The sequence below is a fragment of the Mycolicibacterium fluoranthenivorans genome, from assembly GCF_011758805.1.
Classification (GTDB): Bacteria; Actinomycetota; Actinomycetes; order Mycobacteriales; family Mycobacteriaceae; genus Mycobacterium; species Mycobacterium fluoranthenivorans.
In genome coordinates, this window is record NZ_JAANOW010000001.1 from 1,081,608 (window position 1) to 1,106,639 (window position 25,032).

The following is a 25,032-nucleotide window of genomic DNA, read 5'->3' on the forward strand; positions in this document are numbered from 1 at the left end:
TCAACCGAACGGCCTACAGAGCAAATCCGGGAGATGACTTAGAGTCCGCTGTGAATTGACGTCGAAGTCAGGAGGCTCCGTGGGCGCTGGGCGGTTTGTCGGTCGAGTTGGCGGTTTGGCTGTGGCGCTGGGGGTGGGCGCCGCGGTGTCACTCGGCGCGGGGATCGCCTGGGCCGACGAGAGTGCCGGGGGCGGCTCGGAATCTGGCGGCACCAGTTCGGCAAGCGGTGGCTCCGCCGGTGGCGGTGCGTCATCCGGCTCATCGGCGCCGGGTGCGACCGAGTCGGGTTCCGCCGGTGCGGAGGTCTCTTCGCCCACAGCCGGCGAAGCCAAGAGTGAGGTGAAGACCTCGGCGGGCTCCTCGCACAAGCGCAAGCCGGCGGGTGCGAAGGCGGCCAAGAACGACGCCACCGGGGCGCCGAAGTCCACGGTGTCCTCACGTCCTGCACGCGAAGACAAGGACGACGAGCCGGGTACGGGATCGTCTGCCCCGGTCAAAGCGACGCCGTCTGCGGTTGCGGTCAGTGCTCCGGCGGCGACAACGGTTTCCGAGCCACCCGCGGCGGTGCCGGCGGCAGCCGTGGTTTCCGGGTCGGTGCGTGCGGTCGCCGGTGCGGTGGCGGATGCGTCGTTGGTCGGTGGTGTCCCGGCGGGACCCTTGGTGAACTCGCCCGTGCTGTGGGCCGTCGCCGCCGCGTCCCGGCGTGAATTCGCCGGGGGAGGTAACTCTTCGGCGAAGACGGCGGCGGTGGTCTCCACCGGCGAGCCGGCGACGGCGTTGGCGGCCGCGGCACCCGCGGCGACGGCGAATACCGCTCCGGTGTTCGGCACGCCGATGGTGACCACCACCGATTCATCCAGCGGGGTGGTCACCGGCCAGGCCTTGGCCACTGATGCCGACGGCAACACGCTCAAATACTCCGCGACCGCGACCAACGGCAAGGTGACGATCAACTCGTCGACGGGAGCGTTCGTGTACACCCCGACGGCGGCGGCGCGACACGCCGCCAGCGCGACCGTCAACCCGGTCACCCAGGGCACCATCACGGTGAAAGTCACCGACGGCAAGGGTGGCATCGCCAGCGCGGCGGTGGTGGTGGACATCGCGCCATCGGTGAACACGGATCCGACGGCCACTCACGCCGTGGGTAAACCGAACTCGGCCACCGGAGCCGTGACCGTGACGGTCAAGGCCACCGACAAAGACAAAGACACGCTGACCTACAGCGTGGGCACCGCGCCCGCCAACGGCGGCGTGACCGTGGATGCGAAGGGCAAGTTCACCTACACCCCGACCCCCGAGGCGGCGCTGGCTGCCGGTGCGACAACCACGGACTCCTTCACGTTCACAGTGTCCGATGGCCACGGCGGATCGTTCACCGACACGGTGACCGTCCCGATCGCCCCGAACGGGGCACCGGTCAACGGCGTCGCCGCCATTCTCAAGACCAACCCGACCACCGGTGCGGTCACCGGGACCATCAAGGCCAGCGACCCGGACAAGAACACCCTGACCTACAGCACCGAATCCCCGGCGACGGGCACCGTCACCATCAACGCCAAGACCGGAGCCTTCACCTACACCCCGACCCAGGCCGCCCGCCAGGCCGCAGCCGAGGGAGTCGCTGGGGCGCAGTCGGATTCGTTCACCGTGACGATCACCGACTCCAAGGGCGCGACGAACACCCAGTCGGTGACCGTGGACATCTCCCCGAACAAGGCGCCGATCAGTCCCACCTTCACGATCACCAGCACCAACCCGTCGACGGGTGCGGTGACCGGCACCGTGCACGCCGACGATCCGGAGAGCGACGCCCTCACCTACACCGCCGGCGCATCGGTCACCGGGGGCAAGGTGAAGATCAACGCCAAGACCGGCGTGTTCACCTACACCCCGACCACCGCGGCCCGGCATGACGCCGGTCTGACGGTAAACCCGGTCACCACAGACTCTTTCACGGCCACCATCACCGACGCGAAGGGCGCCTCGATCACCACGGCGGTCACCGTCACGGTGGTGCCGGCCAACGTGACGCCAACCGCCACCGTCACCGTCGGTAAACCTGACGCTGCGGGTGTCGTGACCGGCGTGGTCAAAGGCACCGACAAGGACAAGGACACCCTCACCTACAGCGCGCCGGCGACCACCACCAAAGGCACCGTCACGATCGACGCGACCACCGGAACGTTCACCTACAACTCGACCGCGGCGGCGCGCCATGCTGCGGCGGGCACGGTCGCGGCCGACAAGACCGATACGTTCACCGTGACGATCACCGATGCGCATGGCGGGACCTTCGACAAACTCGTGAGCGTCACGGTTGCCCCGGCCAACACTGCTCCCACCGGAGGCACGGGCGGCGGTGTCACCTTGGGCGCCAACGGTGTGGTCACCGGGACGCTCTCGGCCACCGATGCCGACGGTGACCCGCTGACCTACTCCGCTCCCGCGAAGTCGGCCAAGGGCACGATCACCATCACGGGCAGCACCTTCACCTACACACCCACCGATGCCGCCCGGATCAAGGCGAATGCCGCCAACGCCACCGCGGCTGACAAAGCCGACGCCTTCACCGTCACCGTGTCCGACGGCCACACCGGCACGACAACGTTCACCGTCAACGTGGCTGTCGACCCCAAGGGTTTGAGTGCGGTCGGCGGGACCGTCAACGTCAACGGCGAGAACGTCGACGCGGTGATGAGCAAGGACGGGACGCGGGCGATCATCGCCACCGTCACCGGTGACAGCACCAGCGGTTACACGACATCGTTCACCGTGATCAACACCACGACGGGTACCAAGATCGGCACCGCGGTGCAGGTGACGGGTCGGGAGGGGTGGATCACCTTCAGCGACAACGCCACCCGCGCGCTGGTCGCCACGTCGGTCGACGAAGTCGATGGCACCCAGTCCACCCGGCTGGCGGTCATCAACGCCGGCACGGGCGTGCAACTGGGCGGCACCCTCAACCTCGCGGGCTACGGCTACGTGGACGATGTGTTGCAGTACAACGCCGATCAGACCCGGGCGATCCTGGCCATCGACGGTAAGGACGGCTCCGACGATGACGTGGCCCGGGTGACGGTGGTGAACGTGACGACCGGCGCGCAGGCCGGGGCCACCCGGACTTTCGTCGGAACCCAGAACAGCGACTCCCTCTTCGGGGACCTGTCGCCGGTGTCGGTCGACCTCAACGCCGACGGCAGCCGAATCGTCGTCAGCACGTTCGGCGGCGATACCGCATCCGATGGCTCCGTCACCACGATCACGGTCATCGAGACCGCCGGCGGTAGTCAGCTCGGCGCCACCACCTCGGTCAGTGGCACCGTGTTCAACCCCGTCCAGATCAGCAATGACGGCACTCGTGCCGTGTTCGCCTACACCCCAGAAGTCGACGATGTGGGCGATCAGACCACCAAGGTGGTGGTGCTCGACCTCACCAGCGGCGGCCAGGTCGGTGCGACGTTGTCGGTGGCGGGCCAGGGTGCCGCGCAGCTGAGTGGCGACAGTAGCAAGCTGGTGGTCAACAGCGGTATCTACGACACCGTCACCGGCAGAACCACCACGGTGATCTCGGTGTACAACGCCGCGACCGGAGCGCAGATCGGTACCGGCGCCACTGCCGGTGACACGGCCACCATCCTGCCCGCCCAGTTCAACGATGCCGGCACGCGTGCCATTGTCACCGGATACGGCATCGCATCCGGCTCCCTGTCAGGGGTTCGCGTCATCGTCATCGACACGGCCACGGGCGAACAGGTCGGTAGCGCGGTCACCGTGGCGGGTTCACCTGTCGGCTTCAACCCGGTCAACGGCGACCTGCCGCTGCCCATTCAGTTGGTGGCGAACGGAACTCGGGCTGTGGTGACCACCGCGCCGACCGGCACGACGAGCAATTTCGCAGTCATCAACACCACCACAGGCGCACAGATCGGGACGACGTTGAACCTGACCGGCACGGTCACCTTCAATGTCGAGGACACCGATACCTACTTGACGCCGTTGTTCAACGCTGACGACAGCCGAGCCTTCCTGACCACGGTCACCGGAACGGCGGCGAGTGGCTACACGACCCGGATAGCGTTGCTCGACACGGCGACAGGCCTGCAAGTCGGGACCACCATCACCCTCACCGGTGCCCCGGCCACCTATGTCGGCGACTCCAACCTCGTCGCTGCCGGGAACCGGGCCGTGTACTTCACCAATGTCGTTGACAGCAAGGGCAACTACACCACGCGGGTCGCGATCGTCAATACCGACAACGGTGCCCAGCTGGGCGCCACGAGAACGTTCACCGGCACCTACGGCGCTTACGTTCAGATCAGTGACGACGACAGGGTGACCGTTCTCGCCGACACCGACACGACGTCCAAGCTGTCGGTGTTCAACGCCGTGAACGGCGTCCAGATCGGGAAAACCCTGACCTACAGCGGTAGTACGTGGACATGGGTCACGCTGACCACGGATCCGAACCGTGCTCTCGCGTTCTCGGTGTCCGGTAGCACCAGCAAGATCACCGCCATCGACCTCACCACCGCGACCACGATCGGCACCCCACTGACCCTCGCCGGCGGGCTGTATTACGTCTATCGAGACGAGGCCAGCGACCGGGCCGTGGTCACGATGCAGACCGGCGATGCGCAGACCGGCTACACCACGATGCTCACCACGGTGCAGATCAAGGCGTGAGATTCGCCCCGGATTGCTGCAGTGACGGATGCGTGACGCCGCCGATCGTCGCGGTCGTGCGGAACCGCTGGTGTGGCAAAACTCGTGGTTGCAGACACGCCTAATCACAGGCGGCACGGGTACGCAGGAAAATGCGAGCTGATCGCGATGTTCATACCCGACTGGGTGAATTGTTGGGCCGGGACCTTGCAATTCCAGCAATTTGACGCTAAGGATATTTTCAGGCTTTACCCTGTAGCGACATAGCTAGCTGTGCCCTGGTGCCCGCTGCGATCTGGACGTTGGGAGTTGTGGTGGGTGCTGGGCGATTCGTGGGCCGCGTCGGCGGTCTCGCGGTGGCGCTGGGCGTCGGCGCGGCGGTATCCCTGGGTCAGGGGACCGCATGGGCAGATGACACGGCCACGGGCGGCACCGAATCCAGTGGCACAGCCGGGCCCTCGGAGTCCTCCGGTGGCACGGTCAAAAACCCCGACACCAGCACGAACACCCCGGCCGCAGACTCCGCCACCGGCACCAAGGCCAGCGACGAGCCCGCAACGAAGGCCGCGACGGGTACATCGCACAAGCGCAAGAAACCGGCCGCCGCGGAGCCCAAGCGGGAGACCGCCGACGCACCCAGACCGTCGGTGACGTCGCGGCCGGTCCGTCACGAAGACGACGAAGACGCCACCCCGGCGAAGAGTGTGCAGACGGCGCCGGTCGCGGTGAGCGCGACAGCCCCGTCGACCGCCGCGCCGGTGGCGCAGGTGGCACCGGCCGCTGCGGTGGTGGCGGAGTCGGTCGGGGTGGTGTCAGGTGCGGTGGTGGATTCGTCGCTGTTGGGCGGCGTCCCGGCGGGCCCCCTGGTCAACTCGCCACTGCTGTGGGTGGCCGCGGCAGCCTCCCGGCGTGAGTTCGGTGCCGACGACGGTGCGGACGCCGAGGCCGAAGCCGAGACCACGGCGAAAGCCGCCATGGCACTGGCGACCGCCGCGACCGACAACCACAGTCCGACGCTGGGCACGCCCACGGTGGGAACGCCGAATGCCACCACCGGAGTCGTCACCGGTTCGGTCAAAGGCGCCGATGCCGACAAGGACGCGTTGACCTATTCGGCGCCGGCGACCAGCACCAAGGGTGGCACCGTGGTGGTCAACGCGACGACGGGCGCCTTCACCTACACCCCGACGGTCGCCATCCGGCATGCCGCCGCGGTGACCGGGGCGACGACGGCGGACAAGACCGACACGTTCACCATCACCGTGTCCGACGGGTTCGGCGGGACGGCGGACAAACTCGTCACCGTCGCGGTGAAGCCGATCAACGCGGCGCCGACGGCGAACGCGTCACCGACGGTGAACGCGCCGGGCGGTTCGGGTGTGGTGACGGGCAGCCTCGGTGTGGCCGATGGTGATTCGGATGGCTTGACGTTCAAGGCGGCCCCGACGAAGGGGACGGTGACGTTCGCCCAAGATGGGTCGTTCACGTACACGGCGTCGGATGCGGCGCGGCACGCTGCGGCCGTGCCCGGCGCGAACGGATGGGTGACGACCGAGACCTTTGCGGTGACGGTCACCGACGGTCACGGTGGGACGGTAACCAGGAACGTGAAGGTCGCGATCGCGCCGGCCGATGCGAATCCGGAGATCTCCACCGTGACCGCCGGGACGCCGAACACCAAAGGCGTGGTGTCGGGCCAGATCTCGGCCACCGATACCGATAACGACACCTTGACCTACAAAGGGACCTCCACGGTCAACGGCAAGGTGGTGGTGAACGCCAAGACCGGTACCTTCACCTACACCCCGACCGCGGCGGCCCGGCACGCCGCCGCAGGGGGCGGCGCCACCTCGGAGGCCATCACGCTGACGGTCACCGATGGCCATGGCGGCAGCGCGTCACAAACCGTTGTGGTGGACATTCTTCCGTCCAACGCTGCCCCCACGGCCACGGTGTCGGTGGGTAAACCGAATGCCACCACCGGAATAGTCACCGGCACCGTCAAAGGCGCTGATGCCGAAAAGGACCCGCTGTCCTATTCCGCGGCGCCGGGGACGTCCAAGGGCACGGTCACCCTGAACGCGAGCACCGGGGCGTTCACCTACACCCCGACCGACGCGGCGCGGCACGCGGCCGCCACCGGTGCCACCGCGGACAAGTCCGACTCGTTCCTCGTGACCATCACCGACACCCACGGTGGGGTCAGCACCAAGACAGTGACGGTATCGATATCGCCGATCAACGCGGTGCCGACGGCGAACGCGTCACCGACGGTGAACGTGCCCGGCGGTTCGGGTGTGGTGACGGGCACTCTTGGTGTGGCCGATGGTGATTCGGATGCATTGACCTTCACGGCCACCCCGAAGAAGGGGACGGTGACCTTCGCGCAGGACGGGTCGTTCACCTACACGGCCTCGGATGCGGCACGGCATGCGGCGGCCGCCACCGGGGCGCTCGCCGCGGTCAAATCCGAGACGTTCACCGTGACGGTCACCGACGGGCACGGCGGGACGCTGACCAAGAGCGTGAAGGTCGCGATCGCGCCGGCCAATGCGAATCCGGTGATCGGCGATGTCACTGTGGGCGCGCCCAATTCGGCAACCGGGGTGGTGTCGGGCCAGATCTCGGCCACCGATGCCGACAACGACACGCTGACCTACAGCGGTGCGTCCACGGCCAACGGCAAGGTGGTGGTGAACGCCAAGACCGGCGCCTTCACCTACACCCCGACCGCCGCGGCGCGCCATGCTGCGGTGGGTAACCCGGCGGCGAGCGACACCGTCACGGTGACCGTGACCGACGGCTACGGAGGTACCGCCACCAAAAACGTTGTGGTGAGCATCCTTGCGGACAATCTGCCACCCACCGTCGGCGTGTCGGTGAACCAGCCGGACAGCGCGACGGGTGTCGTCACCGGCAAGGTGACCGGCACGGATCCCGACAACGATGTGCTGACCTACAGCGCTCCCGCGAACACCGTCAAAGGCGCGGTGAGCGTCAATGCGGCGACGGGGACATTCACCTACACCCCGACCGATGATGCGCGGCATGCCGCGGCCGTCGCCGGGGCGCCGGCCGCGGACAGGTCGGACACCTTCAATGTCATGGTCAGTGACGGCAAAGGCAACGTCGTCGCGGTGGCCGTCACCGTGGCGATCGCGCCGGACAGGGCCAACTCCGCGCCGACGAATCTCACTGCCACTGTCACAGAACAGAATCCGACCTCGGGAGCGGTGACGGGCACGCTCTCGGCCACCGATGCCGACGGCGATACGCTGACCTATACCGGCTCGGCAACCACACCCAAGGGCACACTGACCATCGTGGGTGGCACCTTCACCTACACCCCGACGGCGGCAGCCCGGCATGCGGCGGCTTCGCCGACGGCGACGGACGCGGACAAGACCGACAGCTTCACCGTCACGGCGACCGACGAGCTCGGTGCCGGCACATCGACCACGGTCACGGTAGCGATCCTGCCCGCCGACACCGCGCCGACGCTGTCGGTGACGACGGGTTCCCCGGACTCTTCGACCGGTGTGGTGACCGGGACGGTCTCGGGTGTCGATGCCGATGGTGACGTACTCCAATACTCGGCTCCGGCGAGCACTTCCAAGGGCACGGTCACGATCGACGCGTCGACCGGTGCGTTCACCTACACCCCGACGGCGGCGGCGCGACACGCGGCGGCCTCGCCGGCGGCGAGCGCGGCCGACAAGGCCGACAGCTTCACCGTCACGGTGACCGATGGGTTCGGTGCCAGCGTCACCACCACGGTCTCGGTGAGCGTCGCCCCGGCGAATGCCGCACCCACCCTCACGGTGACGACGGGCACGCCGAACCCCACCACGAGTGTGGTGACCGGGACGGTGTCGGGGACCGATGCCAACGGTGATGCGCTGACCTACACCGCGCCCACCAGCACGTCCAAGGGCACCATCACGATCAATGCCAGCACCGGTGCCTTCACCTACACCCCGACGGCGGCAGCCCGGCACGCGGCGGCGTCGGTTTCCGGGACCGACGCGACCGACAGCTTCACGGTCACGGTCACCGATGGTTACGGGGCCAGCGTGCCGGTCACGGTGACGGTGAACATCGTGGCCACCAATACCGCGCCGACGCTGTCGGTGACGACGGGCTCGCCCAATTCCACCACCGGGGTGGTCACCGGCAAGGTCACCGGCACCGACGCCAACGGTGACACGCTGACCTACTCCGCACCCGCGTCAACCAGCAAGGGCACCATCACGATCGACCCGTCGACCGGGGCGTACAGCTACACCCCGACGGATGCGGCGCGGCACGCCGCGGCCTCTCCCACCGCGACCACCGCCGTCAAGTCGGACAGTTTCACGGTCACCGTCACCGACGGATTCGGCGGCACCGCCACCGCGACGGTGTCGGTGAGCATCCAGCCGGCCAACACCGCACCGACCTTGTCGGTGACGACGGGTGCACCCGACACCTCCACGGGTGTGGTCACCGGGACCGTCGCCCGAACGGACGCCGACGGCGACACGCTCAAATACGCCGCACCCACCAGCACGTCCAAGGGCAGCATCACCATCAATGCCAGCACCGGTGCCTTCACCTACACCCCGACGGCGGCCGCCCGGCACAAGGCGAGCGCACTGACCGCGACCGACGCGGACAAGGCCGACAGCTTCACCGTGACGGCGACCGACGGCTTCGGGGCGAGTGTGACCACCACCGTGTCGGTGAGCGTTCAGCCCGCCAACGCCGCACCGACGGCCACGGCGACGGTGGGCACGCCGAACACCACGACCGGCGTGGTGACCGGCAAGGTCACCGGCACCGATGCCAACAGCGACACGCTGACCTACTCCGCACCCGCGTCGACGGGCAAGGGCACCATCACGATCAATGCGTCGACAGGTGCGTACACCTACACCCCGACGGCGGCGGCCCGGCACGCGGCGGCCTCGACGACGGCGACCGCAGCCGACAAAGCCGACAGCTTCACGGTCACGGTGACCGACGGTTACGGCGCGAGCGTCCCGATCACCCTCTCGGTGACCGTGCGGCCGGCCAACACCGCGCCGACGCTGTCGGTGACGACGGGCTCACCCGATACCTCGACAGGTGTGGTGGCCGGCACCGTCACCGGCACGGATGCCGACACCGACACGCTGACCTACGCCGCGCCCGCATCAACCACCAAGGGCGCCATCACCATTGACGCCAGCACGGGTGCGTTCACCTACACCCCGACCGCGGCGGCCCGCCATGCCGCATCGTCGACGACGGCGACCGCCGTCGCCAAGGCCGACAGCTTCACCGTGACGGTGACCGACGGCTTCGGGGCCACCGTCACCACCACGGTGTCGGTGAGCATCGCGCCCGCCAATACCGCGCCCACGGCGACGGTGACGACGAATACGCCGAACGCCACCACCGGTGCGGTGACCGGCACGGTGTCGGGCACCGACCCCAACGGGGACACCCTGAAGTACGCCGCCGCAGGTGCCTCCAAGGGCACCGTCACGATCAACGCCACCACGGGCGCGTTCACCTTCACCCCGACCGCGGCGGCCCGGCACGCGGCGGCGTCGGTCACGGCGACCACCGAGAAGACCGACACCTTCACGGTGACCGTCACCGACGGGTACGGCGCCAGTGTGCCGGTCACGGTGACGGTGAACATCCTGCCGGCCAACACCGCGCCGACGGTGACGGTGACCAAGGGCTCCCCGGACACCTCGACCGGCGTGGTGACCGGTAAGGCGACCGGCACCGACGCCAACGGCGACGTACTCCAATACTCTTCTCCGGCAAGCACTTCCAAGGGCACCGTCACCATCGACGCGTCGACCGGCACCTTCACCTACACCCCGACGGCGGCGGCGCGGCATGCGGCGGCCGCGCTGACGGCGACCACGGCCGACAAGGCCGACAGCTTCACCGTCACCGTGACCGACGGATTCGGCGGCACCGCCACCACCACGGTGTCGGTGAGCATCCAGCCCGCCAACAGCGCGCCGGCCCTGTCGGTGACCACCGGATCGCCCAACGCGACCACCGGCGTGGTGACCGGGACGGTGTCGGGCGCCGACCCCGACGGCGACCCGCTGACCTACACCGCGCCCGCATCCACCAGCAAGGGCACCGTCACGGTCAATGCCTCGACCGGTGCGTTCACCTACACCCCGACCGAGGCGGCCCGACTCCTGGCGGCGGCGGGCAGCGCCACCGCCGCGGACAGACAAGACACCCTGACGGTCACCGTCAAGGACGGATACGGCGGCACCACGGCCATCAGCGTCACCGTCGACATCGCGCCGGTGACACGGACCGCGACAACCGTGGGCACCATCACCGTCAACGGCGTCGCCCACGACGCGTACTTCAGCGCCGACGGCACCCGTGCCGTCGTGGTCACCAAGGCGGCCGCCGGCGGGGTCGTCGCCTTCTCGGTCGTCAACACCGTCACCGGTGCGAAGGTCGGGAACTTCATCACCCTCTCGGGTACCGCGCCGAGCTTCGTGGCGTTCAGCGCCGACGGCACTCGCGCGGTCATCGCCACCAGCGACGACTACTCCAAGAACGTGCGGGTCGCGATCCTCGACGTCACGACCGGTGCCCAGGTCGGCACCACCTACACCTCCTCGAACTACTTGGGGGACAAGGCGGTCGGCCCGGCAGTCCAGACGAATGCCGACGGTAGCCGCGTGGCCGTGGCGACCACCGGACTGTCCGGTGACGCGAAACCGTCCGGCCGGCTGGTCCTGATCAACACCGCGACGGGCGCGCTCGTCTACGACACCGGTCAGGTCGTGGGTACCGCGGCCGCGTCGTTCAGCGCCGACGGATCCCGGGCCGCCGTCGTCACCGGCGGGCAGATCGGCGGCGTCAGCGCCGCCACGACCATCACCGTCGTCAACGCGGCGACGGGCGCCACGATCGGTGCGCCGCTCACCCGGGCCGCTGCGTCCGCGGCGACCTACAACAGCTCCACCCTGGCCAGTCTCAACTCCGATGGTTCCAAGATCGTCGTCACCGATTTCGTGCAGACCAGCGACACCGGCCTGAGCTTCAAGGTCTCGGTGTACAACGCCGGCGGCAGCCAGATCGGGGCCGGTTTCACGGTCTCGTCCTACGCGCCGGTGGCACGGGCCCAGTTCAGCGCCGACGGCAGCCGGGCGGTGCTGACCTCGCAGGGAATCGACGGCAGCTCGCAGACCGACGTCTTCCGGGCCGGCCTGGTGGTGGTCAACATGGCCACCGGTGCACAGGTGGGTTCGGTGATCCAGACCAGCGGATGGCCTTCCGGTTCAGGGGATTCGAAGAGTTCCTACGACCGGCTGGTACTGAACCCGGCCGGCACCCGGGCGGTGCTGGTGGCCCAGGCGGCCGACCAGTCGACGACCAGGGTGATGGTGATCGACCTCACCACGGGCACCCAGGTGGGCAGCACGCTGAGCCTCGACGGCGGCTGGGTCGCCGGCTCCGGCTTGGTGTCGACGGCGCAGTCGAGCAGCGACGGGGCACGCGTGCTGATCGTCGCCAACACCGACAACGGTGACGGCCAGTTCACCACGAGTGCCATCGTCATCGACACAGCCACGGGGACACAGGTATCCGCCCTCGGCAGTACGGCCGACCAACCCGCCGGGATGCAGTTGAATTCCGACGGGACCAGGGTGGTGGTGACCTCGGTGACTGCCGGCGTGACGACGGTGTCGGTGCGCGACACAGTCACCGGCGCACAGGTCGGCGACAGCCTCACGCTGGCCGGCGGCGCCGCCGGGCAGCCTCAGCTCAGCGCGGACGGCACCCGGGTGGTCGTGACCGCGGCCGCGGGTGGCACCACCCAAGTGGCGATCCTCAACACCGTCACCGGCGCGCAGATCGGTACGACGGCCGTGCTGGCCGGGACGCCGGTGAACCCCGCGCGGATCAGCGCCGACGGCAGCTATGTCGTCGCGTCCGCCTCGACGAGTGCGGGACCCACCAAGGTGACCGTGATCCAGATCAGCTGAGCGTCCGCCACAGGTAGGAGTAGATCAGCGCCGCCCGGAACGCCGCCTGCGAGTTGTCGGCCGCGCCGCCGTGCCCGCCCTCGATGTTCTCGTAGTAGCTCACCGGGTGGCCGGCTGCCTCCAGTGCGGCGGTCATCTTCCGGGCATGTCCGGGGTGCACCCGGTCATCGCGGGTGGAGGTGGTGATCAGGATCGGCGGATAGCTGCGGTCTGCCGAAATATTCTGGTACGGAGAGTATTTGGAGATGAACTCCCAGTCGGCGGGGTCGTCCGGGTTGCCGTACTCGGCGACCCACGATGCGCCGGCCAGCAGCAGATGGAAGCGCTTCATGTCCAGCAGCGGAACGCTGCACACCAGCGCGCCGAACAGTTCGGGGTAGCGCGTCAGCATGATGCCCATCAGCAGTCCGCCGTTGCTGCCGCCCTGGGCGCCCAGGTGGGGCACCGTGGTGATCCCGCGGGCGACCAGGTCGCGCGCCACGGCCGCGAAGTCCTCGTCGACGAGGTGGCGGCCGGCCCGCATCGCCTGGGTGTGCCAGCCCGGCCCGTATTCGCCGCCGCCGCGAATGTTGGCCAGCACGTAGGTGCCACCGCGGGCCAGCCAAAGCCGGCCCAGCACACCGTCGTAGGCGGGGGTGCGCGACACCTCGAATCCGCCGTACCCGCCCAGCAGGGTCGGGCCGGTGGCACCCGGCCGCCCCACCACGAAGTAGGGGACCCGGGTGCCGTCGGCGGACACCGCGAAATGCTGGCTCACCTCGATTCCGTCGGCGGCGAAGAATGCGGGCGCCCGTTTGATCTCGCCGAACGCGCCATCGTGGGATCCGAGCAGCAACCGCGAGGGGGTGGTGAATCCGCTTGAGTCCAGGAAGATCTCGTCACCGTACGGATCGGCGCCGGCGATCACGATATTGGTGTTGTCCGGAAGTCCGGGCACGTCGGCGGCCTTCCAGTCGCCCGGGGTGAGGATCTGCACGCGGCTGGCGACATCGGCGAGCGTGACCACGACCAGTTTGTCGCGGGTCCAGGAGTACTGGTGCAGGCAGGTGCGCTGGTCGGGTGTGAACACCACGGCGATATCCGCTGTGCCGTCGAGGAATTCGCAGTAATCGGCGGCCAGCAGTGAGCCGGCGGCATGGCCCTTCCAGTCGGTGCGCAGCTCGATCAGCAACCAGTCCCGGTGCACGGACACCGTCGCGTCGGTGGGCGCGTCGATCGGGATCAGCTCGGCGCCGCGAAGCTCGTAGATCTCGTCGTTGAAGAAATCCACCGCCCGGCTGATCAGCGTTCGCTCGAAGCCCGGTGTCCGGTCCACCGATGCGACGACGATCACGTCGGTGCGCTCCCCGGCGTATACCGTCGGGGCGTCGGCCAGATCCTGGCCACGCTGCCACCGTTTGACCAGCCGGGCGTAGCCGGAGTCGGTCAGCGAGCCTTCGCCGAAATCCGTGCCGACCAGCACCGTATCCGGGTCCGCCCAGGTGATCTGGGTCTTGGCCTCGGGTAGCTCGAAGCCGCCGAGTTCAGCGCTGACGAATTCCCTTGTGGACATGTCGAATTCACGCACCACCACGGCGTCGGCGCCGCCACGGGACAAGCTGATCAGCGCGCGTGAATGGTCGGGCTCGATCACCTCGGCGCCCGCCCACACCCAGTTCTCGTCGTCTGCGCGCGCAAGTTCATCGAGGTCGATGACGACATCCCACACCGGCGCCTCGGTGCGGTAGGACTCCAATGTGGTGCGCCGCCACAGTCCGCGCGGGTTGGCCTCATCGCGCCAGAAGTTGTAGAGGTGCTCACCACGGCGGCGCACGTACGGGATACGGGCGTCGGTGTCGAGGACTTCCAGCGCCTCGGCTCGCATCGCCTCGAACTGCTCACCGGCCAGCGCGGCCAGCGTCGGCTCGTTGTGGGCACGTACCCAGGCCAGCGCGTCGTCGCCGGTGATGTCCTCCAGCCAAAGGTTGAGGTCCGGGGCGAGCGAAGCGACGGGATCTGTTCCAGAACTCATGTGACCTTTCTACCGTGGGCGTAGCGTGGGTACATGACCAGCCGAGCGTTGATCACCACCGAGGCCGCCGATCTGCTCGCCACACTGCAGAAACGCCACGGCGCGTTGATGTTTCACCAGTCCGGCGGCTGTTGTGACGGCTCGTCGCCGATGTGTTACCCGGCCGGTGATTTCATCGTGGGCGATCGCGACATCCTGCTGGGCGTGCTGGACGTCGGGGACGGCGTGCCCGTGTGGATCTCCGGGCCGCAGTTCGAGGCGTGGCAGCACACCCAGCTGATCATCGATGTGGTGCCCGGCCGCGGTGGCGGGTTCAGCCTGGAATCCCCCGAAGGGATGCGTTTCCTGTCCCGCGGCCGGGTCTACACCGACGAGGAGAACACCGAGCTGGGCCGGCAGGCGCCGATCACCGGCGCGCGATACGCCGAGGGGGCGCGCCCCGCCGATGACCGGACCCGGATCGTGGCCGAAGCCGCCGACGCTTGTCCGGTGCCCGGAGCTACTTCTCCAGCGTGAACTGATCCACGTCGACCTGGCGGTTGCGGAACAGATCCGCACAGCCGGTCAGGTACTTCATGCAGCGGTCGTAGACCTCTTGAGACTGGATGGCGATGGCCTCGTCCCGGTTCGCCTCCAGATTCGCGGCCCAGATGTCGAGCGTCTTGGCGTAGTGCGGCTGCAGCGACTGCACCCGGGTGACCTTGTACCCGGCGGCGGTGGCGTGCTCCTCGACCATCGGCACCGACGGCAACCGGCCACCGGGGAAGATCTCGGTGAGGATGAACTTGATGAACCGGGCCAGCTCGAAGGTGAGCGAGATGCCCAGCTTCTTCGCGTCCGCGGGGTGGATACCGCAGATGGAGTGCAGCAGCATCACACCGTCGGACGGCAGGATCCGGTAGGTCTTCGCGAAGAACTCCGCGTACCGGTCGTGTCCGAAGTGCTCGAAGGCGCCGATGGAGACGATCCGGTCCACGGGTTCGTCGAACTGCTCCCAGCCCTGCAGCAGCACCCGCCGGGTCCGCTCGGTGTCCATTTCATCGAAGCTGCGCTGGACGTGCGCGGCCTGGTTCTTCGACAACGTCAGTCCGATGACGTTGACGTCGTATTTCTCCACCGCGCGCCGCGCCGTGGCGCCCCACCCGCAGCCGATGTCCAGCAGCGTCATACCGGGCTGGAGTCCCAGCTTGCCCAGCGACAGGTCGATCTTGGCCAGCTGGGCTTCTTCCAGGGTCATGTCGTCGCGCTCGAAATAAGCACAGCTATACGTTTGGGTAGGGTCCTGGAAAAGACGGAAGAAGTCGTCGGACAGGTCGTAGTGTGCCTGTACATCTTCGAAGTGAGGTTTGAGTTGTTCGGGCATTGGCCAATGGCCTTTCGCTTGAGTGCGTTTGTGGGATACCCGCCGATCACCTCTTTGAACCAGATAAGCATCCCCCGGAAGATCCCCTCCAGCAGCTTTCGTAGCCGGTTCGGGCGCGGATGGGAGCGACTTCGCAGAACCGGGGTCGGTCTCGTGCCGACCAGGACGGCGCCCCGATAGGGTGATGGCGTGACCCACTATGACGTCGTCGTACTCGGAGCTGGCCCCGGCGGATACGTTGCGGCCATCCGCGCTGCCCAACTCGGCCTGAACACCGCCATCGTCGAACCGAAGTACTGGGGTGGCGTGTGCCTGAACGTCGGGTGCATTCCGTCCAAGGCGCTGCTGCGCAATGCCGAACTGGCCCACATCTTCAGCAAGGAAGCCAAGACCTTCGGTATCAGCGGGGAGGCGAGCTTCGACTACGGCGCCGCCTTCGACCGCAGCCGTAAGGTCGCCGACGGCCGTGTCGCCGGTGTGCACTTCCTGATGAAGAAGAACAAGATCACCGAGATCCATGGTTACGGCAAGTTCACCGACGCCCACACCCTGGCTGTCGACCTCAACGAGGGCGGGACCGAGACGGTCACCTTCGACAACGCGATCATCGCGACCGGGTCGTCCACCCGGCTGGTCCCGGGGACCTCGCTGAGCAAGAACGTCGTCACCTACGAGAACCAGATCCTCTCGCGGGAGCTGCCCGGCTCGATCATCATCGCCGGCGCCGGTGCCATCGGCATGGAGTTCGCCTACGTCTTGAAGAACTACGGCGTCGACGTCACCATCGTCGAATTCCTGCCGCGGGCGCTGCCCAACGAGGACGCCGAGGTGTCCAAGGAGATTGAGAAGCAGTACAAGAAGCTCGGCGTCAAGATCCTCACCGGCACCAAGGTCGAGTCGATCACCGATGACGGCTCGACGGTCACCGTCGCGGTCAGCAAGGACGGCAAGAGTGAGGAGCTCAAGGCCGACAAGGTGCTGCAGGCCATCGGTTTCGGGCCGAATGTCGAGGGTTTCGGCCTGGAGAACACCGGTGTCGCGCTGACCGAGCGCAAGGCCATCGCCATTGATGACTACATGCGCACCAACGTGGGCCACATCTATGCCATCGGTGATGTGACCGCCAAGTTGCAGCTGGCCCATGTCGCCGAGGCGATGGGTGTGGTCGCCGCCGAGACGATCGCGGGTGCCGAGACGCTGGCGCTGGGGGACTACCGGATGATGCCGCGGGCCACCTTCTGCCAGCCGCAGGTGGCCAGCTTCGGGCTGACCGAAGAGCAGGCCCGTGACGAGGGCTACGAAGTCGTCGTCGCCAAGTTCCCGTTCACCGCCAACGGCAAGGCACACGGCCTGGCCGACCCGACCGGCTTCGTCAAGCTGGTCGCCGACAAGAAACACCTCGAGCTGCTCGGTGGCCACCTCATCGGCCCCGACGTCTCCGAGCTGCTGCCCGAGCTGACGCTGGCGCAGAAGTGGGATCTGACCGCCAACGAGCTGGCCCGCAACGTGCACACGCATCCGACCCTGTCGGAGGCGCTGCAGGAGTGCTTCCACGGCCTCACCGGCCACATGATCAACTTCTGATCGCCGGTGCGCGAGAGGGTAGTCGCCGCCATCGGCGGGTTGGTGATCGGCCACGTCCTGTGGCTGCTCGCCATCACCGCGGCGATCAACACCAGTGACGTGAGTTTCTGGGTGCTGATCGTCTCGGTGGTGATCATCGGCCTGTCGGCCGGCGTCGCCCTGCTGGGCTGGCGTTCGTATCAGCGCAAGCAGCAGGTGCGGACGGCGTTCCTCTGGGCGCTGCCGATCGCCCCGGTGCTGATGACGATCGCGGTGCTGGGCGTCACGTATCTCTAGGCAGGAACGGCTCGCGCAGTTGTACGCAGCATGCGCTGCGTACCGTGCACCGACGCCGATACGGGTCTGCGTGCAATGCGCCCCGGACCTCACGGCGGCAGGATTGGCTGCGACGCCGTTGGGTGCGCTGAGCTTGGAACATCTGACGGCCCTGCACGTGATGGAGCTCGACGACGATGCGCTGCGGTACTACTTGCCGCGGATGATGGAGCTACTCCTGCTCACGTCCGCGCCGGTCTTCGACTTCCGGGTGTGGGACGTGAAGATCCGGATGGTGACGTGGACCGGTCCGGAACGGTCGGCGCTGCAGGGGTTCGCCACGGCCGTGTGGGCGGAGCTGCTCTCCGTATACCCGGCAGACCTCGGGTATTTTTCGGACTCCCCATCGGCACTGGACCTGGTGGATTGGTGCGGACTGCCACTCGGAGATCACCTTGATGCGTTGCTCACCGGGCCGGTGGCGGCGGCCCGACATCTGGCCGATCTCGTCGACGCGGTGTTCACCCGCACCACACCGTTCAAGACGGTCAGCAAGTCAGCGGTGCTGAACTGGATCGCGGCACCGGCGGTGGGGGAGCGCTTACAGGACGCGTTTTTCGCGACCTCCGGAAGTGCTGCACAAGAATTATCGGCGGCTTACCAGTTGTGGGCTGTCTGCGCCGGCCGCTAGTCCGGGAAGTCCAGTGGGATCCGCAGCGTCGCCATGGTCGCCGCCAGCGCATCGTATTGCCCTGCGAGCGTGCAGAATTCGATGATCTGAGCGCGGTTGTACAGCTTGGCCAACGCGGTCCACGTCTCGGTGGACATGGACCGGGTGATCACGAACTCGTCGGTCGCGGTGACCAGCACCCGCTGCCGGGCGGTGAGCCCGTCGGCGTCCGGGCCCTCGAAGATCGCGGCTTGGGTGGCGGCATCCAGACCGCGGCTGCGCGCCAGCCTGCGGTGCTGCTGCAACTCGTACTCGCTGGCGCGCAGATGGCCCACCCGCAGGATGACCACCTCGGCGTCCTGGCGGGACAACTTACCGGCGTAGAGCAGATACCCGGAGAACGGCAGCCAGGCCAGGAACAGCAACCGGTGCTGGCCGAGCACGTTGAACAGGTGGAACTTCGGTGCCCGGATTCCGCGTGCACCGGCCTTCGCGATCACCCAGTTGACCGGGCCGAGTTCCCGGAATCCGCCGGGTGGGATTCGGGCGGGCATCGGTGCGGGGGAGGACTCGGGCGGTGTCAGCTCGGAACCGGTCATGTCTGCTTCACCAGGTAAGGAGACACCGTGCTGCGGTGCTCGTCGAGGTCGAGGGCGCGGCCGAGTGCGGGGAACGCGCGCTGGGGGCAGTTGTCACGCTCGCACACCCGGCACCCGGCGCCGATCGGAATCGCTGCGACGTTGGGGTCACCGGTCAGTTCCAGCCCTTCGGAGTAGACCAGTCGGTGCGCATGACGGAGTTCACAGCCCAAACCGATCGCGAACGTCTTACCCGGCTGACCATAGCGCGACGCGCGGCGCTCGACAGTGCGCGCCACCCACATGTACTGCCGGCCGTCGGGCATCTGGGCGATCTGCACCAGGATCTTGCCCGGGTTGGCGAACGTCTCGTACACGTTCCACAGCGGGCAGGTGCCACCCGAGGACGAGAAATGAAAACCGGTCGCGGACTGGCGTTTCGACATGTTCCCGGCCCGGTCGACGCGCACGAACGACAGCGGCACGCCGCGCATGGACGGCCGCTGCAAGGTGGACAGCCGGTGCGCGATGGTCTCGTAGGACACCGCGTAGTACGCCGACAACCGCTCGACGTCGTAGCGGAACTCCTCGGCCACGGCGTGGAACTGCTGGTACGGCAGCACGGTGGCCGCCGCGAAATAGTTGGCCAGGCCCAGCCGGGCCAACGTGCGGGACTCGTCGCTGGTGAACTTGCCCTCGTCGACGAGCTTGTCGATGAGGTCGCCGAACTCCAGGTAACCCAGTTCGGCGGCGAGCTTGAAGACGTACTGCCCACTGGCCAGGTGGCTGCCGATCTCCAGCGTGCGGGTGGCGGGATCGAAGCGGTGCAGCACGGTCTCGCCCATGTTCTGCCGTTTGACGATGTGCACCCCGTGCACGGCGGTCAGCCGCGCCGACAGCTCACCGGCCAGATCGGCCCGGTTCATCCGCATCCGGATGGTCAGGTCCTCCGCGGCGGTATCGAGCTCGTGCAGATAGTTCTGCCGCTGGTAGAAGTAGTCGCGCACCTCTTCGTGGGGCATGGTGATGGACCCCGACCCGGAGCCGCTGCCTCCGACATTCACCCCGAACCTGTCCTCGGTGGCCGCGGCCAGCTGCGTCGTCGTCAACCGGTAGCGCTGGTGCAGGTTGACCATGGCGCGGGCGATCGCGGGATGGGTGGCCACCAGATCGGCGATCTCGGCGGCGTCGATGTCGATGTCGACATCGCGGTCCATGGTGACCTCGCGCAGTTCGGCGACCAGCCGGGTGTCGTCCTGGGACGCGAAGAAGGTGGCGTCCACCCCGAACACCTCGGTGATGCGCAGCAGCACGGCGACCGTGAGGGGCCGCACGTCGTGTTCGATCTGGTTGAGGTAACTCGGCGAGATCTCCAGCATCTGGGCCAGCGATGCCTGGCTGAAACCGCGTTCGTTTCGTAGTTGGCGGACCCTTGATCCGACGAACGTCTTGGCCACTCGTCCAGGGTAGTGACGGGGCGAGCGAAGCGACGGGGGAAACCGACGGGGCGAGCGAAGTGAGACGCTTGTAAAGATTGGCTTTGCATTGTTCGCAGACCAATATGGAAGACATGAGTGGTTTGGCCAAGACGATGATGCCCGTGCCCGACGGCCACCCCGACGTGTTCGATACCTCGTGGTCGCTGCGAATGGCCGATGTGGACCGCGACGGCCGGTTGCGTTTCGACGGTGCCACCCGCCACATCCAGGACGTCGGCCAGGACCAGCTGCGGCAGATGGGTTATGAGGACGTACACCCGGCGTGGATCGTGCGCCGCACCATGATCGACATCGTCGAGCCCATCGAGTTCCCCGACATCCTGCGGTTGCGCCGGTGGTGTTCGGGGACGTCGACGCGCTGGTGTGAGATGCGGGTGCGCATCGATGGTCGTAAGGGTGGCCTGGTGGAATCCGAGGCGTTCTGGATCTGCTTCAGCCGCGAGACCCAGGGCCCGGGCCGCATCTCTGATGACTTCCTCGCCGGGCTGCGACGGACGACGGACGTGGACCGGTTGCGGTGGAAGGGGTACCTCAAGGGGGGAGCCCGCGAGGACGCGGTCGCCATCCGGCGCTACCCGGTGCGCGTCACCGATATCGACCTGTTCGACCACATGAACAACTCGGTCTATTGGAGCGTGGTCGAGGACTACCTGGAGACCACTCCGGAACTGCTCTCCGCGCCGCTACGGGTGACCATCGAGCACGACTCGGCGGTGGCACTGGGCGACGACCTCGACATCATGGTGCACGTGTATCCGCCCGGATCGACGGACAAATTCGGCCCGGAGCTGACGGACCGGACTGTTACAACGCTCACATATGCGGTGGGCGAGGAGACCAAAGCCGTCGCCGCGTTGTTCGCTCGCTGATGGTCCGCCGTTTAACAGTACGGGCGTACTGACCAGCGGCAATTGGCTACCGGTGGGTAGATTCTGAACCGGTTAAGCCGTTCGCGATCTTCGCAATCTTCGCAACTTAACGCGGGGCGTTAGCCAAAATTGGCAACTGAAACGGGTGGACCTGCACATATGCAGTAGGGCATCCTCGGATTAGCACACCCGCGAGGCCGCGGTGGCATTAACAACCTGAGGGTTGATGGGCCGCAGCGACAGTCGCAACCTGTTAACCCGTTAAGGAGAGCCATGTCCACCGTTGGCACGCCGAAGAGCCCGGAACAGATCCAGCACGATTGGGATCACAACCCCCGCTGGAAGGGCATCACCCGTACCTACACCCCGGCCGACGTCGTCGCGCTGCAGGGCCACGTCGTCGAGGAGAACACCCTCGCCCGCCGCGGCGCCGAGGTGCTGTGGGACCAGCTGCACAACATGGACTTCGTCAACGCCCTCGGTGCGCTGACCGGCAACCAGGCTGTCCAGCAGGTGCGGGCCGGCCTCAAGGCCATCTACCTGTCGGGTTGGCAGGTCGCCGGTGACGCCAACCTGAGCGGTCACACCTACCCCGACCAGAGCCTCTACCCGGCCAACTCGGTGCCGCAGGTCGTGCGCCGCATCAACAACGCGCTGCTGCGCGCCGACCAGATCGCCAAGGTCGAGGGTGACACCTCGGTCGAGAACTGGCTCGCCCCGATCGTCGCCGACGGCGAGGCCGGCTTCGGTGGCGCGCTGAACGTCTACGAGCTGCAGAAGGCGATGATCGCCGCCGGTGTGGCCGGTTCGCACTGGGAAGACCAGCTCGCGTCGGAGAAGAAGTGCGGCCACCTCGGTGGCAAGGTGCTCATCCCGACCCAGCAGCACATCCGCACCTTGACGTCTGCCCGGCTCGCGGCTGACGTGGCTGACGTTCCTACCCTGGTCATCGCCCGCACCGACGCCGAGGCCGCCACCCTGATCACCTCCGATGTGGACGAGCGGGACCGCCCGTTCATCACCGGTGAGCGCACCAACGAGGGCTTCTACCGGGTGCAGAACGGCCTGGAGCCGTGCATCGCGCGTGCCAAGGCCTACGCGCCGTACGCCGACCTCATCTGGATGGAGACCGGCACCCCGGATCTGGAGCTGGCCAAGAAGTTCGCCGAGGGCGTCAAGAGCGAGTTCCCGGACCAGATGCTGTCCTACAACTGCTCGCCGTCGTTCAACTGGAAGCAGCACCTGGACGACTCGATGATCGCGAAGTTCCAGAAGGAGCTCGGCGCGATGGGCTTCAAGTTCCAGTTCATCACGCTGGCCGGCTTCCACGCCCTGAACTACTCGATGTTCGATCTGGCCCACGGCTACGCCCGCAACCAGATGAGCGCCTACGTCGAGCTGCAGGAGCGCGAGTTCGCCGCCGAGGAGCGTGGCTACACCGCCACCAAGCACCAGCGCGAGGTCGGCGCCGGCTACTTCGACCGGATCGCCACCACGGTCGACCCGACCAGCTCGACCACCGCGCTGGCCGGTTCCACCGAAGAGGGTCAGTTCCACTGATCCTTCGGTGCCACTCGGCGCCGAGTTACTGAGTTGATAGCGTCAGGCCCCGTCCGCCACCGCGGGCGGGGCCTGACGCCGTATCGGGAGTCTGAGGAGAGCAAGTGAGTATCGAACGCGTGGGCGTGATCGGCGCCGGGCAGATGGGCGGCGGTATCGCCGAGGTATGCGCCAAGGCCGGCGCGCAGGTCGTCGTCTACGAACCTGCTGCCGAATTCCTGGACGCGGGCAAGGCCCGCATCACCGCGTCGCTGGACCGCGCCGCCGCCAAGGGCAAGCTCAGCGCGGAGGACCGTGACGCCGCGCTCGGCCGGTTGACCTTCACCACGAACCTGGCGGATTTCGCCGATCGGCAGCTGGTGATCGAGGCGATCGTCGAGGACGACAAGGTCAAGGCGAAGGTCTTCGCCGAGGTCGACGAGATCGTGACCGACCCGGACGCGGTCCTGGCGTCGAACACCTCCAGCATTCCGATCATGAAGATCGCAGCGGCGACCAAGAATCCGCAGCGGGTGCTGGGCTTGCACTTCTTCAACCCGGTGCCGGTGCTGCCCCTGGTCGAGCTCATCTCGACCCTGGTCACCTCGGACGACGCGCTCAAGCGCACCGAAGAATTCGCTGGCAAAGTGCTGGGTAAGCAGGTCGTGCGCTGCTCGGACCGGTCCGGCTTCGTGGTCAACGCGCTGCTGGTGCCGTATCTGCTCGCCGCCATCCGGATGGTGGAGGCCGGATTCGCCACCATCGAAGACGTCGACAAGGCCGTGGTCGCAGGGTTGTCGCACCCCATGGGTCCGCTGCGGCTCTCGGACCTGGTCGGCCTCGACACGCTGAAGCTGATCGCCGACAAGATGTACGAGGAGTTCAAGGAGCCGCTCTACGGTCCGCCGCCGCTGCTGCTACGCATGGTGGAGGCGGGGCAGTTGGGGAAGAAATCCGGTCAGGGCTTCTACACGTACTAGCGCTGGGAAACATTTAGCCTAGCTAATATGGGGTACCATCGTCGCGTACGGTTCGAAAATGACTTCGGGGGGTATCCGGGCCGCGGCCGCCAAATCAACAAACGAGGTTATTTTTCGCATGTCAAACGTCGAGTCCGATCTTGCGCCGTACTACGAGGAGTCGCAGTCGATCTACGACATCTCGAATGAGTTCTATGCCCTCTTCCTCGGACCGACCATGGGCTACACCTGTGGTTACTACGAGCGCGAGGATATGAACCTCGAGGAATCGCAGAACGCGAAGTTCGACCTGGCGCTGGGCAAGCTGGGCTTGGAGCCGGGCATGACACTGCTCGACGTCGGCTGTGGCTGGGGCGGCGCGCTGGAGCGGGCGCTGACCAACTACGACGTCAACGTCATCGGCATCACCCTGAGCAAGGAACAGTCCGACTACGCCCGCAAGCGGCTGGCAAAGATCGAGACCAAGCGCAACGTCGAGATCCGGCTGCAGGGCTGGGAAGAGTTCAACGAGCCCGTCGACCGCATCGTGTCGATCGGCGCGTTCGAGGCCTTCAAGCAGGAGCGCTACCCGGTGTTCTTCGAGCGGGCCTACAGCATCCTGCCCGACGACGGCGTCATGCTGCTGCACACCATCCTCGCCCACACCCAGCAGTTCTTCCGCGAGAACAACATCAAGCTGACCATCAGCGATCTGAAGTTCATGCGGTTCATCGCCGCGGAGATCTTCCCGGGTGGGCAGCTGCCTGCCGTCGAGGATATCGAGAAGCTGGCCGCCGACTCCGGGTTCGAGCTCAAGCGCACCCACCTGCTGCAGCCGCACTACGCCCGCACGCTGGACATGTGGGCCGCCAACCTGGAAGCCAAGAAGGACGAGGCCATCGCCCTGCAGGGCCAGGAGGTCTACGACCGCTTCATGAAGTACCTGACCGGTTGCGCGGACTTCTTCCGCCGCGGGATCACCAACATCGGCCAGTTCACGCTGGCCAAGTAAGGCTGCTGACCAGAAGGCGCC

14 protein-coding genes are annotated in these 25,032 nt (G+C 67.0%); 10 read left to right on the top strand and 4 right to left on the bottom strand.

The genetic code is table 11. The annotated features are described in order from the left end of the window. The first annotated feature begins 121 nt into the window (after positions 1-121). Together FHU31_RS05320 and FHU31_RS05325 are read left to right on the top strand one after the other, a co-directional pair. Positions 122-4,690 carry a beta strand repeat-containing protein gene (locus FHU31_RS05320; RefSeq protein ID WP_263988010.1) on the top strand — a complete coding sequence of 1,523 codons (4,569 nt, stop codon included), beginning with the start codon at positions 122-124 and terminating at the stop codon, positions 4,688-4,690. A gap of 260 nt (positions 4,691-4,950) precedes the next feature. Continuing rightward, positions 4,951-12,672: a cadherin-like domain-containing protein gene (locus FHU31_RS05325; RefSeq protein ID WP_167156509.1), complete on the top strand. Its 7,722-nt coding sequence runs from the start codon at positions 4,951-4,953 to the stop codon at positions 12,670-12,672. On the opposite strand, the gene FHU31_RS05330 is transcribed toward FHU31_RS05325, so the two are convergent. Continuing rightward, the gene (locus FHU31_RS05330) at positions 12,665-14,683 is read right to left on the bottom strand and encodes a prolyl oligopeptidase family serine peptidase (RefSeq protein ID WP_167156511.1); all 2,019 of its coding nucleotides are present in this window, start codon (positions 14,681-14,683) and stop codon (positions 12,665-12,667) included. The two genes, FHU31_RS05325 and FHU31_RS05330, sit on opposite strands and share 8 nt — an antisense overlap. 33 nt (positions 14,684-14,716) lie before the next feature. Between FHU31_RS05330 and FHU31_RS05335 the strand changes: the two genes are divergently transcribed. Beyond that, on the top strand, positions 14,717-15,199 hold the full coding sequence (locus FHU31_RS05335) for a DUF779 domain-containing protein (protein ID WP_167156513.1): 483 nt from the start codon (positions 14,717-14,719) through the stop codon (positions 15,197-15,199). On the opposite strand, the gene FHU31_RS05340 is transcribed toward FHU31_RS05335, so the two are convergent. Next, positions 15,183-16,046, bottom strand: a complete 864-nt coding sequence (locus FHU31_RS05340) for a cyclopropane mycolic acid synthase family methyltransferase (RefSeq protein WP_167156515.1) — start codon at positions 16,044-16,046, stop codon at positions 15,183-15,185. The genes FHU31_RS05335 and FHU31_RS05340 overlap by 17 nt on opposite strands. Before the next feature lie 189 nt (positions 16,047-16,235). Between FHU31_RS05340 and lpdA the strand changes: the two genes are divergently transcribed. The 3 genes from lpdA (at position 16,236) to FHU31_RS05355 (ending at position 18,576) form a co-directional block, all read left to right on the top strand. Then, on the top strand, positions 16,236-17,630 hold the full coding sequence (lpdA, locus tag FHU31_RS05345; RefSeq protein ID WP_167156517.1) for a dihydrolipoyl dehydrogenase: 1,395 nt from the start codon (positions 16,236-16,238) through the stop codon (positions 17,628-17,630). Between the two features lie 6 nt (positions 17,631-17,636). Further along, positions 17,637-17,906 carry a hypothetical protein gene (locus tag FHU31_RS05350; protein WP_167156519.1) on the top strand — a complete coding sequence of 90 codons (270 nt, stop codon included), beginning with the start codon at positions 17,637-17,639 and terminating at the stop codon, positions 17,904-17,906. A gap of 133 nt (positions 17,907-18,039) precedes the next feature. Continuing rightward, the gene (locus tag FHU31_RS05355) at positions 18,040-18,576 is read left to right on the top strand and encodes a hypothetical protein (RefSeq protein WP_167156520.1); all 537 of its coding nucleotides are present in this window, start codon (positions 18,040-18,042) and stop codon (positions 18,574-18,576) included. On the opposite strand, the gene FHU31_RS05360 is transcribed toward FHU31_RS05355, so the two are convergent. Next, positions 18,573-19,154 carry a carboxymuconolactone decarboxylase family protein gene (locus FHU31_RS05360; RefSeq protein WP_234901140.1) on the bottom strand — a complete coding sequence of 194 codons (582 nt, stop codon included), beginning with the start codon at positions 19,152-19,154 and terminating at the stop codon, positions 18,573-18,575. The two genes, FHU31_RS05355 and FHU31_RS05360, sit on opposite strands and share 4 nt — an antisense overlap. Next, on the bottom strand, positions 19,151-20,590 hold the full coding sequence (ramB, locus tag FHU31_RS05365) for an acetate metabolism transcriptional regulator RamB (RefSeq protein ID WP_167156522.1): 1,440 nt from the start codon (positions 20,588-20,590) through the stop codon (positions 19,151-19,153). The genes FHU31_RS05360 and ramB overlap by 4 nt, the downstream gene beginning before the upstream one ends. A 113-nt stretch (positions 20,591-20,703) precedes the next feature. Here ramB and FHU31_RS05370 point away from each other — a divergent pair, with 113 nt between their 5' ends. From FHU31_RS05370 to FHU31_RS05385, 4 genes are all read left to right on the top strand, one after another. Continuing rightward, complete coding sequence (locus FHU31_RS05370) at positions 20,704-21,501, top strand: acyl-[acyl-carrier-protein] thioesterase (RefSeq protein ID WP_208410146.1); 798 nt, start codon at positions 20,704-20,706, stop codon at positions 21,499-21,501. 273 nt (positions 21,502-21,774) lie between these two features. Then, a complete protein-coding gene (gene aceA / locus FHU31_RS05375; RefSeq protein WP_167156526.1) occupies positions 21,775-23,061 on the top strand; it encodes an isocitrate lyase in 1,287 nt (428 codons plus the stop codon). Between the two features lie 104 nt (positions 23,062-23,165). Continuing rightward, entirely contained in the window at positions 23,166-24,020 is an 855-nt protein-coding gene (locus FHU31_RS05380; protein ID WP_090360401.1) for a 3-hydroxybutyryl-CoA dehydrogenase, read from the top strand. A 118-nt stretch (positions 24,021-24,138) separates the two neighbouring features. Further along, positions 24,139-25,011 (top strand): cyclopropane mycolic acid synthase family methyltransferase, encoded by an 873-nt coding sequence (locus FHU31_RS05385; protein WP_090360400.1) that lies wholly within the window; start codon positions 24,139-24,141, stop codon positions 25,009-25,011. Positions 25,012-25,032: the final 21 nt, after the last annotated feature.